Source organism: Pseudomonas sp. SIMBA_068 (assembly GCF_046534705.1).
Classification (GTDB): domain Bacteria; phylum Pseudomonadota; class Gammaproteobacteria; order Pseudomonadales; family Pseudomonadaceae; genus Aquipseudomonas; species Aquipseudomonas putida.
Genome location: NZ_JAWRYI010000003.1, coordinates 119,186 through 132,417 on the forward strand (window position 1 = coordinate 119,186; position 13,232 = coordinate 132,417).

Here is a 13,232-nt window from a genome sequence, read left to right on the forward strand (position 1 = left end):
AACGCTTATGCGCTCGACTTCTTGACCAGACTTTGCAGCTTGCGATGCAACATCGAAATATTGCTTCCTTTCGCCACAAACCCTGTTTGGGTCGCTGAAAGAAGGGCCAGAACTTTATCAGCTTCGGCTTTGTTTGGGAAGGCCCCAAACACACAACTTCCAGTGCCGGTTAGTCGAGCCTCAGTGAATTTACCCAGTGAATTCAACGCATTGCGAACTTCTGGATAACTCTGCTCTACCACCGGTTGGCAGTCATTTCGACTGTTTCCCTCGGGAACGGGGCGCATATTAAGGGGGAGGGAATCACGTGTCAACTGTGGATGTGAAAAAATTTCTACTGTGCTGACAGACACTTGCGGCACCAGCACGACATACCAGGGCTCGTGCGGGTTGACCGGGGTCAGTTGCTCGCCCACGCCCTGGGCGAACGCCGCATGGCCGCGTACGAATACCGGTACGTCGGCGCCCAGGCTCAGGCCCAATGCGGCCAGGCGGTCTTCGTCCCAGTCCAGTTGCCACAGGTGGGCGAGGGCCAGCAGGGTGGTAGCGGCGTCCGAACTGCCGCCGCCGATGCCGCCACCCATGGGCAGCACCTTGGTCAGCCAGATGTCGGCGCCCAGTGGGCTGCCGGACTGTTCCTGCAACTTGCGTGCGGCACGCACGATCAGGTTGCTGTCGTGCGGTACGGCCTCGATCTCGGTGTGCAGGCGGATCACGCCATCGTCACGAACGGCGAAACTCAGTTCGTCGCCATGGTCGAGAAACTGGAACACGGTTTCCAGCTCGTGATAACCATCCGCGCGACGGCCGATGATATGCAGCCACAGGTTGAGCTTGGCCGGGGCGGGCAGGGTGATTTTCTGCATGTGATCAATGCCCCAGCTGGCGTGGCTGCCAGTCCTTGACCACGAGGGTCACGTCCAGGTCCTTGCCGTGCAGTTTCAGGCGCTCGGGCAACCAGTAGCCATTCTGCTCGGTGTAGCTCAGGTACTGCACCTGCCAGCCATCCTGCTCGAGGCTGGCCAGGCGGCTGTCGCCGTCCAGGGTCAGCTTGCTCTTGCTGTCGGGAGCGGGCAGGCCGCGGACCCACCAGACCAGGTGCGACACGGGCAACTGCCAGCCAAGCTGCTCTTCCAGCAGGGCTTCCGGGCTGGTGGCCTCGAAGCGGCCTTGGTTGGCCACTTCCAGCACCACGCCGCCGGGTCGGCCGGTCAGGCGTGCGGCACCACGGCCGAGCGGCCCAGCCAGGCGAATGTCGTAATAGTCCTGGCGCTGCAGCCAGAACAGCGTGCCGCTGCCGGAGTCGCGCGGGGCGCGGATCCCGACCTTGCCGTTGATCTGCCAGCCATCAAGGCTGCTCAGCTGCTCTTTATGGGCCCGCCACTGTTGTGGGTCGCCGTGACCTTGCAGGGCTTCGCGGCTACCGAAGCCGGCACAGCCGGCCAGCAGGGCGATCAGGGTGAAGGTGATGCAATGGCGCAAAAACATGGCGTTAAAGGGTCTCGGATCCGGTCAGGCGCAGGAGGGTCTTGCGCAGGATGGGGCTGTCGGCCTGGGCTTCGAAGCCCTTGGCCCATACCTGGCGGGCTTCGCGGCGCTTGCCGTTGGCCCACAGCACTTCGCCCAGGTGGGCGGCCACTTCGTGGTCGGGGAAGTTGGCAAAGGCTTGGCGCAGGTAGGTTTCAGCCTCGTCGAGGTTGCCCAGGCGGTAGTTGACCCAGCCCAGGCTGTCGAGTACCGCCGGGTCGTCCGGGGTCAGCTGGTGGGCCTTGTCGATCAGCGCCTTGGCTTCGGCGTAGCGCGTGGTGCGGTCGGCCAGGGTGTAGCCCAGGGCGTTCAACGCCATGGCGTTTTCCGGTTCGCGGGCGATGATGGCGCGCAGGTCTTTTTCCAGCTGCACCATGTCGTCGCGTTTTTCGGCCAGCATGGCGCGGGTGTACAGCAGGTTGAGGTCGTCGGGGTAGCGCTGGATGGCTTGTTGCAATACCTGGCTGGCCTGGGCGTCCTTGTTGTTGTTGCTGTAGCTTTCCGATTCGATCAGGAACAGCTGGATGGCATAGTCCGGCTGGGCTTCGCGGGCCTCGGCGAGCAGGCGCGAGGCCTCGGTGCCGCGGCCGTTGGCAATCAGGATGTCTGCCTGGCGCAGCTGCGCCGGCAGGTAGTCGGGGCCAGGGCCGACCAGGGCGTATTCGCGCAGGGCGCCAGCGGGGTCGTGGCGTTCCTCGCGGATGCGGCCCAGGTTCAGGTGCGCGGCGTCGACGTTGCTGTCACGCTCGACCAGTTCCTGCAGGTAGCCTTCGGCTTCATCCCAGTCTTTGTTCTCCAGGCACACCAGGGCCAGGGAATAGCGCAGCTCGTCATCGTCCGGGTATTGCTGGACCAGGCTGAGGAACTCGCCCTTGGCATCAGCGATGCGGTCCTGCTCGACCAGGGTGCGGGCGTAGGTCAGGCGCAGGCGCTTGTCATCCGGGTTGTCGCGAATTGCACCGCGCAGCAGGGGCAGTGCCTCGGAGCCGCGGTCCAGGGCTTGCAACAGGCGGGCGCGCAGCAAGATCGGGGCAATTTCGCCGTTGTGCGCCGGGTGGGATTCGAGCAGTTCCAGCGCCTCTTCGGCCTTGCCGTCCTGGTTCAGCAACAGGGCCTTGCCGAACACCAGCTGGCCGTTGTCCGGGTATTTCACCAGCAGGCGCTCGAAGCTTTGCAGCAGGCCGTCGCGGGTGCTCTGGTCGGTTTCGGCGGCGGACAGGGCGAGGAAGTCGAAGTGGGTGTCGCCCTGGCCCTGCAGCACCTTTTCCATGTAGGCCATGGAGTCGTCATAGCGGCCGGCGCGGGCCAGCTGGATGGCGGCGGCGCGCTGGGCGTCGAGGTTCTGCGGGTCGTTGCGGGCCCAGACCAGTGCGTTGTCCAGTGACGGCTCGTCGGCGCCGAGGTATTCAGCGATGCGGTAGGCGCGTTCGGAAACCGCGGGGTCCTGGGTTTTTGCTGCCTGGTCGGTGTAGTTGGCCAGGGCAATGTCGAAGCGGTTGCGCTGGCCGGCCAGCTCCGCGACCAGCAGGCTATACAGCGTGTCCTGCTTGAACGAGCCATACACCACGGGCTTCTGGGCCTCGCCCTTGCCGGCTTCGGCGACGGGAGGCTCGGCCTTTTGCGGGGCCAGGCTCTGGCAGCCCTGGAGCAGGGCGAAGGCAAGCAGCAATGCGTATGGTTTGTTCATAGAAGGCTTTAGGAGGACTCACCGGCGGTCGGAGCATGATGACACAAGCGCGGGGGCAAAACCCACCTGCGAAGGTATGAAGCATATGCTTAGCACATGCAGACCGCGCAGCGCGCGCAGGGTTCGCCCCAGGCTTGCCACAATGCCCAGGGCTCCGGCTCTTGCTCTTGCTTCTAAGCGCGCGATAGCTCAGGCGACGCGGATTGCGACTTTAGGAGGCGGAGCGCAGGGCTTGCGGAGGGAGGTGACGGGCATCCATGCCCGTCACCTCCCTTCGCAAGCCCTGCGTTCGGCCTCCTGAAGTCGCGAAGATCAAAAGCCAGATCAAAGGCAGATCAAAGGCAGATCAAAAGCGGGAGTGAAACCTGAAATCAACGCTCATGCTGGCCCGGGAGCGGCGATAGCCGCAGCGCTATCAGCGCAATAGCGAACGGTGGTTGTTCTAAAACCTGCGAAAGAGGACAATTATCGGCTTCCCGTCACAACCAGCGACCTTGCATGGCCTTTCTTGCACTTGGTATCAACCATAAGACTGCCTCGGTAGACGTACGCGAGCGCGTGGCGTTTACCCCAGAGCAGCTGGTAGACGCCCTGCAGCAGCTCTGCCGACTGACCTCCAGCCGCGAGGCGGCGATCCTGTCGACCTGCAACCGCAGCGAGCTCTATATAGAGCAGGATCACCTGTCCGCCGACGCCGTGCTGCAATGGCTGGCCGACTATCACCGCCTCAGCCTGGACGAGCTGCGCGCCAGCGCCTACGTGCATGAAGAGCACGATGCGGTAAAGCACATGATGCGCGTAGCTTCGGGCCTGGACTCGCTGGTGCTTGGCGAGCCGCAGATCCTCGGCCAGATGAAGTCCGCCTACGCCGTGGCACGCGAGGCCGGCACCGTCGGCCCGCTGCTCGGGCGCCTGTTCCAGGCCACCTTCAGCGCTGCCAAGCAGGTGCGTACCGACACCGCCATCGGTGAAAACCCGGTATCGGTGGCGTTTGCCGCGGTCAGCCTGGCCAAGCAGATCTTCAGCGACCTGGGCCGTAGCCAGGCCTTGTTGATCGGTGCCGGCGAAACCATCACCCTGGTCGCCCGCCACCTGCATGAGCAAGGCGTGCGGCGTATCGTCGTGGCCAACCGCACCCTGGAGCGGGCCAGTATCCTGGCCGAGCAGTTCGGCGCGCATGCCGTATTGCTGGCCGACATCCCCCAGGAACTGGCCAACAGCGACATCGTCATCAGCTCCACCGCCAGCCAACTGCCAATCCTGGGCAAGGGCGCGGTCGAGAGTGCGCTGAAACAGCGCCGGCACAAGCCGATCTTCATGGTCGACATCGCCGTACCGCGCGACATCGAACCTGAAGTCGGCGAGTTGGACGACGTCTACCTGTACACTGTCGATGACTTGCACGACGTGGTGGCGGAAAACCTCAAGAGCCGCCAGGGCGCCGCCCAGGCTGCCGAAGAGCTGGTATCGGTGGGCGCCGAAGATTTCATGGTGCGCTTGCGCGAACTGGCTGCGGTGGACGTGCTCAAGGCCTATCGCCAGCAAAGCGAGCGTCTGCGCGACGAAGAACTGCAAAAGGCCCAGCGCCTGCTGGCCAACGGCGGCAACCCCGAGGACGTGCTGGCCCAACTGGCCCGGGGGCTGACCAACAAACTTCTGCATGCGCCCAGCGTGCAGTTGAAAAAGCTCTCGGCCGAGGGCCGCCTTGATGCGCTGGCCATGGCCCAGGAACTCTTTGCCCTCAACGAGGGCTCCACGGACAAATCCCCGCAATGAAAGCGTCGCTGCTGAACAAACTGGATATCCTCCAGGACCGCTTCGAAGAGCTCACCGCACTGCTCGGTGATGCCGAGGTCATTTCCGACCAGACGCGCTTTCGCGCGTATTCCCGTGAATACGCCGAGGTCGAGCCGGTCTACGCTGCTTATAAAGAGTGGTGCAAAGTCCAGGGCGACCTTGAAGGTGCCCAGGCGCTGCTCAAGGACAGCGACCCGGACCTGCGTGAAATGGCCGTGGAAGAAGTGCGTGAAGCCAAGGAGCAGCTGCTGACGCTGGAGGCGAAGCTGCAACGCATGCTGCTGCCCAAAGACCCCAACGACGGCCGCAACGTGTTCCTCGAAATCCGCGCTGGCACCGGTGGCGACGAGGCGGCGATCTTCTCCGGCGACCTGTTCCGCATGTATTCGCGCTACGCCGAAAAACGCGGCTGGCGCCTGGAGATCCTGTCCGAGAACGAAGGCGAGCACGGCGGCTACAAGGAAATCATCGCCCGTGTCGAGGGTGAGAACGTCTACGGCAAGCTCAAGTTCGAGTCCGGAGCGCACCGCGTCCAGCGCGTGCCCGAAACCGAATCCCAAGGCCGCGTGCACACCTCCGCGTGCACGGTGGCGGTGCTGCCCGAGCCGGACGAACAAGCAGCCATCGAAATCAACCCGGCCGACCTGCGCGTGGACACCTACCGTGCATCTGGCGCGGGTGGCCAGCACGTCAACAAGACCGACTCGGCGATCCGTATCACCCACTTGCCCACCGGCATCGTGGTCGAATGCCAGGAAGAGCGTTCGCAGCACAAGAACCGCGCCCGTGCCATGTCCTGGCTGTCGGCCAAGCTCAACGACATGCAGACCAGCGCAGCACAGAATGCCATTGCCAGCGAGCGCAAGCTGCTGGTGGGCTCCGGTGACCGTTCCGAGCGCATCCGCACCTACAATTATCCACAGGGCCGGGTGACCGATCACCGTATCAACCTGACCTTGTACTCGCTGGACGACATCCTCAGCGGAGGCGTGGACGCAGTGATCGAACCGCTGCTGGCCGAATACCAGGCCGATCAACTGGCTGCCCTGGGGGACTGATGACCATCATCGCCAGCTTGCTGCGCAACGCGCAGCTGCCCGAATCGCCCACCGAGCGGCTGGATGCCGAACTGCTGCTGGCTGCTGCCATCGGCAAATCGCGCAGCTACCTGCACACCTGGCCCGAGCGAATTGTCAGCAGCGAAGATGCCCAGACCTACGCCGATTACCTGCAGCGCCGCCGTGGCGGCGAGCCGGTCGCCTACATCCTCGGGCAGCAGGGCTTCTGGAAGATCGACCTGGAAGTGGCGCCGCATACCCTGATCCCGCGGCCGGATACCGAACTGTTGGTCGAGACGGCCCTCGAGTTGCAACCTGCCTCGCCAGCCAAGGTCCTCGACCTGGGCACCGGTACCGGTGCAATTGCCCTGGCCCTGGCCAGCGATCGCCCGGCCTGGCAGGTAACTGCGGTTGACCGGGTGGAGGAGGCCGCTGCCTTGGCCGAGCGCAACCGCCAGCGCCTGGGCCTGGGCAACGCCCAGGTGCGGGTAAGCCACTGGTTCGACAGCCTGGCCGGCGAGCGTTTCGACCTGATTGTCAGCAACCCGCCCTACATTGCCGCCGCAGACCCGCACCTGGTGGCCGGTGACGTGCGCTTCGAGCCCAGCAGTGCGCTGGTGGCCGGCGCCGATGGCCTGGACGACCTACGCGTGATTGCCGCCCAGGCCCCCGCGCACCTGTTGCCGGGTGGCTGGTTGCTGCTGGAGCATGGTTACGACCAGGCAGCGGCAGTACGCGCCTTGCTGGCTGAGCAAGGTTTTATCGAGGTTGCCAGCCGCACGGACCTGGGCGGCCATGAACGCATTACCCTGGGGCGTTTGCCATGCTGAGTGATGAGGAACTGTTGCGTTACAGCCGGCAGGTATTGCTGGCCCAGATCGACATCGACGGCCAGTTGCGGCTCAAGCAGAGCAAGGCCCTGATCGTCGGGCTCGGCGGCCTGGGCTCGCCGGTTGCGCTGTACCTGGCTGCCGCCGGGGTCGGTGAGCTGCACCTGGCCGACTTCGACACCGTCGACCTGACCAACCTGCAACGCCAGGTGATTCACGACAGTGCCAGCGTCGGCATGAGCAAGGTCGATTCGGCCTTGCAACGCTTGCAGGCAATCAACCCGGAGATCGGCCTGGTCGCCCATCGCCAGGCCCTGGATGAAGACTCGCTCGCTGCTGCTGTGGCGGCGGTCGACCTGGTGCTGGATTGCTCCGACAATTTCGCTACCCGTGAAGCGGTCAACGCTGCCTGTGTGGCTGCTTGCAAACCGCTGGTAAGCGGCGCGGCGATCCGCCTGGAAGGGCAGCTGTCGGTGTTCGACCCTCGGCGCGACTACAGCCCCTGCTACCACTGTCTGTATGGGCATGGCAGTGAAGATGAGCTGACCTGCAGCGAAGCGGGCGTTATCGGGCCGCTGGTGGGCCTGGTGGGCAGCCTGCAGGCGCTGGAGGCGATGAAGCTGCTGGCCGGGTTCGGCGAGCCGCTGGTTGGCCGCCTGCTGTTGATCGATGCCCTCGGCACCCGCATTCGCGAGTTGCGGGTCAAGCGTGACCCGGCCTGTACTGTTTGCGGCAAGCGCGATGGCTGAGCGCTCGGCGCCGGTCGGCGTGATGGACTCGGGGGTCGGCGGTTTGTCGGTGCTCGCCGAGATCCAGCGCCTGCTGCCCAACGAGACGCTGTTGTACGTGGCCGACTGTGGCCATGTGCCTTATGGCGAGAAGTCGCCAGACTACATCCGTGAACGCTGCCGGCGTATTGCCGCGTTCTTCCATGCACAAGGCGCCAAGGCCATGGTGCTGGCGTGCAACACCGCCACGGTAGCGGCGGTGGCTGATTTGCGCGAGTTGTACCCGACCTGGCCGCTGGTGGGCATGGAACCCGCCGTGAAGCCTGCGGCGGCGGCTACCCGCTCGGGCGTGGTCGGTGTGCTGGCCACTACCGGTACCCTGCAGAGCGCCAAATTCGCCGCTTTGCTCGACCGCTTTGCCAACGACGTGCAGGTCATCACCCAGCCTTGCCCGGGGCTGGTCGAGCTGATTGAAACCGGAGACCTGACCAGCCTGGTGCTGCGCCAGATGCTGCTTGGCTATGTGCAGCCGTTGCTGGCCGCCGGCTGCGACACGCTGATCCTCGGCTGCACCCATTACCCCTTCCTGCGCCCGTTGCTGGCCGACCTGGTGCCGGCGGACGTGGCTATCATCGACACCGGCGCCGCGGTGGCGCGCCAACTGCAGCGGCTGCTGGGTGCCAACGATCTGTTGGCCGAAGGCCCGGCCGGCGATGCCCGCTTCTGGACCAGCGCTGATCCAGACAATCTCAGAAAAATCCTACCTGTGCTGTGGCGTAAGTCCGACGATGTGCAAAGCTTTGCGTTGTGAAAAAAACGTGAAAAGCAGCTGAACTATCGTTCCACTTCCGCTTTCTACCGCTTGCCTGCTTGAGGCGGACACTAATAACAGCATCAGGAAGAAGGATGTTTCTTATGAGGAAACTGCTTGGCTTGGCGGCGGCTGCTGCCTTTACCTTGGGGCAAGCGATGTCGGCACAGGCTGCCGACGTTTCGTTTTCGGTAGGGCAGACCGGTGACTCGACCATGGTCTACCGATTAGGGCTGCAATCGAACTGGGATGCGAGCTGGTGGCAGACCAGCGTTGGTCGGCTGACTGGCTACTGGGATGGGGCCTACACCTATTGGGATGGTGACGAGACGGCGAGCAACCACAGCCTGTCGTTCGCGCCAGTCTTCGTCTATGAATTTGCCGGGGAGTCAGTGAAGCCCTACATCGAGGCAGGGATTGGTGTGGCGGCGTTTTCCAGCACCGAGCTTGAAAGCAACGAGCTAGGCTCGGCGTTCCAGTTCGAGGACCGCATCGGCTTTGGTTTGCGCTTTGCCGGCGGGCATGAGATCGGGGTGCGGGCGATCCATTACTCCAATGCGGGTATCAAAGAGCCCAACGATGGGGTGGAAAGCTACAGCCTCCATTACCGCATGGCGCTCTGAGTTTACCTGCGCCGGCGTCTGGCGGTTCGACGCTTCGATAAACCCGCTCCCTCAGGGATACCGCAGCATTCAAGATCTGGGTATTCCTGTGGGAGCGGGCGCGCCCGCGAAGAAGCTAACCCTGTTTTCAGGTATTAGCGCGTCAACGGCCACAGGCTACTGACGTCCAGGGTTTCCAGGATCAGTTCCGGTTCTCCCTGCGGCCACCGACGCAACAACGCTTCAGCGACACCCTGCGGCGTCCACTCTTCCGGTATCGCCTGCACCGACGTCACCGGCACCTTCAGCGACTGTGGCGCCACTACAGTCAGCCCGATGCCCAGCTCCTTCAGAGGCTTGCGTTGCTCACGCATCCATTGCGGCAGGTTGTTCCAGCCCGCAATGACCTGTGTCGGTGCATACAGCTGCAACGCTGAATACCGGTTGAACAACGCCATCACCTGCGGCGAATCGCCCTTTGCCAGCAAAGGCAGCGCTTTGCTCAGGCACAGCTCACCTGCCAGCTGGTTGGTACTGCCTATCGCCTCGAACAGTTCGCTGTCTGCTACATCGGCCGGCAGGTAATCACTGGTACCCGCATTGATGATCAAGCCATCCAGCGAGCACCAGGCATGGCATATCTGCTGGCAGGCATCGGCTGCGTCGGGTTCGGCATGCAGCTGCCATGGCAGGCGCAAAAAACGCCGACCATGTTGTGCTGCCAACCTATTCAATTCATCGCTTTCCTTAGCACTGGCGGCAACGCGATGGCCCTGTTCGAGCAAGCGTTCCACCAAAGCCAGACCAAGTCCATTGCTGGCGCCCGTGACCCAAAAACTTCGTGAGTCATTCAAGACGTTGTCCTCTAATACTGCCGGCGTGGAAGGGCCTTGAAGGCTTCCAGTGCACGCAGGCGACTGCTGCCGAGATCGACCACAGGACTGTGATACAAATTATTAGCAAATAAATCCCTGCATTTCATCGGTTCATGGATATTTTTCTCGCTTATGTCACGTAACTCCGGCAGCCAGTGCCGAATGAAATGCCCTTGAGGGTCGAAACGTTGAGACTGTGAAATCGGGTTGAAGATACGGAAATAGGGCACTGCGTCTGTGCCGGTGGATGCACTCCACTGCCAGCCGCCATTGTTGGCAGCCAGGTCACCGTCTATCAGGTGGCGCATGAAGTGCCGCTCGCCCTTGCGCCAGTCGATCAGCAGGTTCTTGCTGAGGAACATCGCCACGACCATGCGCAGGCGGTTGTGCATCCACCCGGTATCCAGCAGCTGGCGCATGGCGGCGTCGATGATCGGGAAGCCGGTGCGGCCTTGTTCCCAGGCCTCCAGGTCTGCCGGGGCGTCACGCCAGGGCAAGGCTTCGGTCTGGGCGCGGAAGGCGCGATGGCGTGAGACCTGTGGATAACCGCTCAGGATGTGCTTGTAGAATTCGCGCCACAGCAGTTCGTTGATCCAGGTTTGTACGCCCGTACTGCCACTGTCGAACTCGCCTCGGTTGCTGGCCAGTGCGCCGTGCAGGCACTGTCGGGGCGAGATCACGCCGGCGGCCAGGTAAGTCGAAAGCTGGCTGGTACCGGGCTTGGCAGGCAGGTCACGCTGAAGCTGGTAGTCGTCGATGGCTTCGTCAAGGAAGCGGGACAGCCGCCCCTGCGCCTCGGCTTCACCCGCCGGCCAATGGTCACGCAAGGCGCGCGTGGGTGTTTCAAAACCGTCCACGTGTTGCGGAACCGGGTCGGCAGGGATGTGCAGCGGTGCCTGGCGCTTAACCCGGTGGGCCAGGGCAGGCAGGCTGCGGTGCAGGTGCTCCAGGCAGGTTTTCTTGAACTGGCTGAAAACCTGGAAGTAGTCACCACTGCGGGTCAGGATGGTGCCCGGGCGGAAAAACAGCTGGTCGAGGTGGCTGTGGGCCTGAATGCCCGACTTTTCCAGCAGGGCACGGGTGGCATCGTCACGGCGCTGCTCGTTGATGCCGTACTCTTCGTTCCAGTGGGCGCTTGCCACCTGATGTTGGCGGCATACCTCAAGCACGGCTTGTGGTGCCTGGTCCCAGGTGTCGATCTTGCGGATCAGCAGGGGGATATTCAGGCCTTCCAGCGACTGGCGCAGGTCGCGCAGGTTGCGCAGCCAGAAATCGACTTTGCAGGCGGCATCATCATGGGCTTGCCATTGCCCGGGGCTGACCAGCCACAGGGCAATGGTCGGCCCGCGCTCGGTGGCGGCGCTGAGTGCGGTGTTGTCATTGATGCGCAGGTCGCTGCGCAGCCAGGTCAGGTGCATGGGGCATTCATCTCTACAGGGTGGCCGCTTTGGGCTTGAAGCAAGCGCAGTGCCACCTGCGGGGTTTCGAACAAGGCGAGGTTGGGGAGCTCGAGGGCAAGCAGCTGATTTTCATGCAGCAACAGCATCGGGCCGCCGGCCAGGATTGTCATGGGCAGGTTGTGCAGGGTGCGTTGCAGTGCCTTGCCATCGATGCGGGGCCCCAGGTGCAGGAGCACGGCGCGGGGGTTGAGTGTGCTGACCGCGCGTTGCAGGTGCGGGCCTGCAACGGGGTTTTCCAGTACTTCGACTGGGAACCCGTTGCTGGTGAACAGCCAGGCGCATAGCCATAAACCGGCGCTGAAGGCACGTTCACTGTCTTCCACCAGCAACACCGCAGGGCCCTGCAATAACTGGTTGTCATGGTAGACGCGGGCACCAAGCTTGCTGCGAAGCCAGCTGTGGAAAAACGCCTGTTCCAGCTGCGCATTGAAGTAATTGCACCACCGCAGGTCGAGGAGGTCGAGCAGCGGCAGCAGCAGTTGTTCGCACAGGGTAACGGCCGGGTACAGGGCCATGGCCTGGTTAAGCTGTTGGTCAAGGGCGCGCTGTGAAAGGTTGGCAATGGCCTCGATCAGCTGGAACTGCCGGGCCTGCCAGTCACCCTTGGGCGGCGTGCTGGACGGCTTGTCGAGCAGCTCGCTCACTTGGCCGACCGATGCCCCACGCTGCAACCAGCCAAGGATTGCCTCGACCCGCTCGACCTGTTCCTGCGGGTACAGGCGATGCCCCTTGGCGGTGCGCTGGGGCTTGAGCAGGCCATACCGGCGTTCCCAGGCGCGCAGGGTGACCGGGTTGACGCCGGTGCGGCGGGCCAGTTCGCCGATGGGCAGCAAGTCCTCAGACCGCATTGCGCAAGCCCAGGCTCTCGGGGTGCGGCTGCAGGTAGGCTTGCTGCTGCAGATAGGAGTCGGGGTGCTTGCGCAAATGGTGCTTGAGCAGGGTCAGCGGCACCACAAGTGGCACCACGCCTTGTTGGTACTGACTGATGAGTGTCTGCAACTCGGCCTTGTCCTGTTGCGTCAGGCTGTCCTTGAAATAGCCGCTGAGGTGCTGCAGCACATTGCAGTGGGTGCCGCGGCTGGCGCAGCGGCGCAGGGCCTGCATCAGCTGGCTGAAGTAGCGTGGGCCGATGCTGTGTGGGTCGTCATCCTTGCTCATGCTGCCCAGCAGGCGGCCCAAGGTTCGATAGGCCTGGGGGTTGTTGGCCATCACCAGGTATTTGTAACGCGAATGAAAGCGGACCAGGCTGCCACGGCTAAGGCCCTCGGCAAGCAGGCGCTGCCAGTCGGCGTAGGCATACACGCGGCTGATGAAGTTCTCGCGCAGCACGGGGTCATGCAGGCGGCCTTCTTCTTCTACTGGCAGGTCCGGGCGTTGAGCGCAGAAAGCCTGGGCGTAAACGCCGCGCCCACCGTGGAGGGCCGGATGGCCGTTGTCCTGATACACCTTGACCCGCTCCAGGCCACAGGAAGGCGACTTCTGCATGAAGATATAGCCGCAGATATCGTCGAGCTCGGCGGCCATCTGCTCGCCATAGCTGCGTAGCGGGCCGGTCAGGTCCATACCAGGGTTGCGGGTGCCGACCACTATCGGTCGTTCCGGATTGCCCACCAGGCGGATCGGGTCGCGCGGTATGCCCAGGCCGATGGCGACTTCCGGGCACACCGGTAACCAATCGAAATGGGCATCCAGTTGCGTACGGCACAGGTCCGAGGCTTTGTGGCCGCCGTTGTAACGCACGCTATGCCCGGTCAGGCAGGCGCTGATAGCGATACGCGGCTTGCTGTGGGCGGAAGGGTCGTGCATGGCTGCCTCCGGTAAACCTGTACGAGTCTAAAATTTTGTACAAGTTTATTC

13 protein-coding genes are annotated in these 13,232 nt (G+C 63.3%); 6 read left to right on the forward strand and 7 right to left on the reverse strand.

Features of this window, described 5'->3' with window-relative positions:
• Positions 1–5 precede the first annotated feature (5 nt).
• From ispE to SB756_RS09700, 3 genes are read right to left on the reverse strand one after another with little or no spacing between them, the layout of a single operon-like run.
• Positions 6–866 carry a 4-(cytidine 5'-diphospho)-2-C-methyl-D-erythritol kinase gene (ispE, locus tag SB756_RS09690; RefSeq protein ID WP_341797551.1) on the reverse strand — a complete coding sequence of 287 codons (861 nt, stop codon included), beginning with the start codon at positions 864–866 and terminating at the stop codon, positions 6–8.
• 4 nt (positions 867–870) lie between these two features.
• Complete coding sequence (gene lolB / locus SB756_RS09695) at positions 871–1,488, reverse strand: lipoprotein insertase outer membrane protein LolB (protein ID WP_176512172.1); 618 nt, start codon at positions 1,486–1,488, stop codon at positions 871–873.
• 4 nt (positions 1,489–1,492) lie between these two features.
• On the reverse strand, positions 1,493–3,214 hold the full coding sequence (locus SB756_RS09700; RefSeq protein ID WP_410910749.1) for a tetratricopeptide repeat protein: 1,722 nt from the start codon (positions 3,212–3,214) through the stop codon (positions 1,493–1,495).
• 498 nt (positions 3,215–3,712) lie between these two features.
• On the opposite strand from SB756_RS09700, the gene hemA reads away from it, so the two are divergent.
• The 6 genes from hemA (at position 3,713) to SB756_RS09730 (ending at position 9,061) form a co-directional block, all read left to right on the forward strand.
• The gene (hemA, locus tag SB756_RS09705) at positions 3,713–4,990 is read left to right on the forward strand and encodes a glutamyl-tRNA reductase (protein ID WP_016501506.1); all 1,278 of its coding nucleotides are present in this window, start codon (positions 3,713–3,715) and stop codon (positions 4,988–4,990) included.
• Positions 4,987–6,069 carry a peptide chain release factor 1 gene (gene prfA / locus SB756_RS09710; protein WP_016501505.1) on the forward strand — a complete coding sequence of 361 codons (1,083 nt, stop codon included), beginning with the start codon at positions 4,987–4,989 and terminating at the stop codon, positions 6,067–6,069. The genes hemA and prfA overlap by 4 nt, the downstream gene beginning before the upstream one ends.
• Positions 6,069–6,899 (forward strand): peptide chain release factor N(5)-glutamine methyltransferase, encoded by an 831-nt coding sequence (gene prmC, locus SB756_RS09715; protein WP_063423723.1) that lies wholly within the window; start codon positions 6,069–6,071, stop codon positions 6,897–6,899. Before prfA ends, prmC begins: the two co-directional genes overlap by 1 nt.
• Positions 6,893–7,648 carry a molybdopterin-synthase adenylyltransferase MoeB gene (locus tag SB756_RS09720; protein ID WP_049277203.1) on the forward strand — a complete coding sequence of 252 codons (756 nt, stop codon included), beginning with the start codon at positions 6,893–6,895 and terminating at the stop codon, positions 7,646–7,648. The genes prmC and SB756_RS09720 overlap by 7 nt, the downstream gene beginning before the upstream one ends.
• Complete coding sequence (gene murI, locus SB756_RS09725; protein ID WP_410910750.1) at positions 7,641–8,438, forward strand: glutamate racemase; 798 nt, start codon at positions 7,641–7,643, stop codon at positions 8,436–8,438. The genes SB756_RS09720 and murI overlap by 8 nt, the downstream gene beginning before the upstream one ends.
• Positions 8,439–8,542: 104 nt before the next feature.
• Entirely contained in the window at positions 8,543–9,061 is a 519-nt protein-coding gene (locus tag SB756_RS09730; protein WP_410910751.1) for an acyloxyacyl hydrolase, read from the forward strand.
• A gap of 134 nt (positions 9,062–9,195) precedes the next feature.
• Here the strand turns inward: SB756_RS09730 and SB756_RS09735 are convergent, their stop codons facing one another.
• Genes SB756_RS09735 through SB756_RS09750 form a run of 4 tightly spaced genes read right to left on the reverse strand, consistent with a single transcriptional unit; the run spans position 9,196 to position 13,181 of the window.
• Entirely contained in the window at positions 9,196–9,894 is a 699-nt protein-coding gene (locus SB756_RS09735; RefSeq protein ID WP_341797556.1) for an SDR family oxidoreductase, read from the reverse strand.
• A gap of 11 nt (positions 9,895–9,905) precedes the next feature.
• Entirely contained in the window at positions 9,906–11,333 is a 1,428-nt protein-coding gene (gene phrB / locus SB756_RS09740; RefSeq protein ID WP_341797557.1) for a deoxyribodipyrimidine photo-lyase, read from the reverse strand.
• Entirely contained in the window at positions 11,324–12,223 is a 900-nt protein-coding gene (locus SB756_RS09745) for a MerR family transcriptional regulator (RefSeq protein WP_341797558.1), read from the reverse strand. Before SB756_RS09745 ends, phrB begins: the two co-directional genes overlap by 10 nt.
• Positions 12,213–13,181 carry a YbgA family protein gene (locus SB756_RS09750; protein WP_341797559.1) on the reverse strand — a complete coding sequence of 323 codons (969 nt, stop codon included), beginning with the start codon at positions 13,179–13,181 and terminating at the stop codon, positions 12,213–12,215. Before SB756_RS09750 ends, SB756_RS09745 begins: the two co-directional genes overlap by 11 nt.
• Positions 13,182–13,232 lie beyond the last annotated feature (51 nt).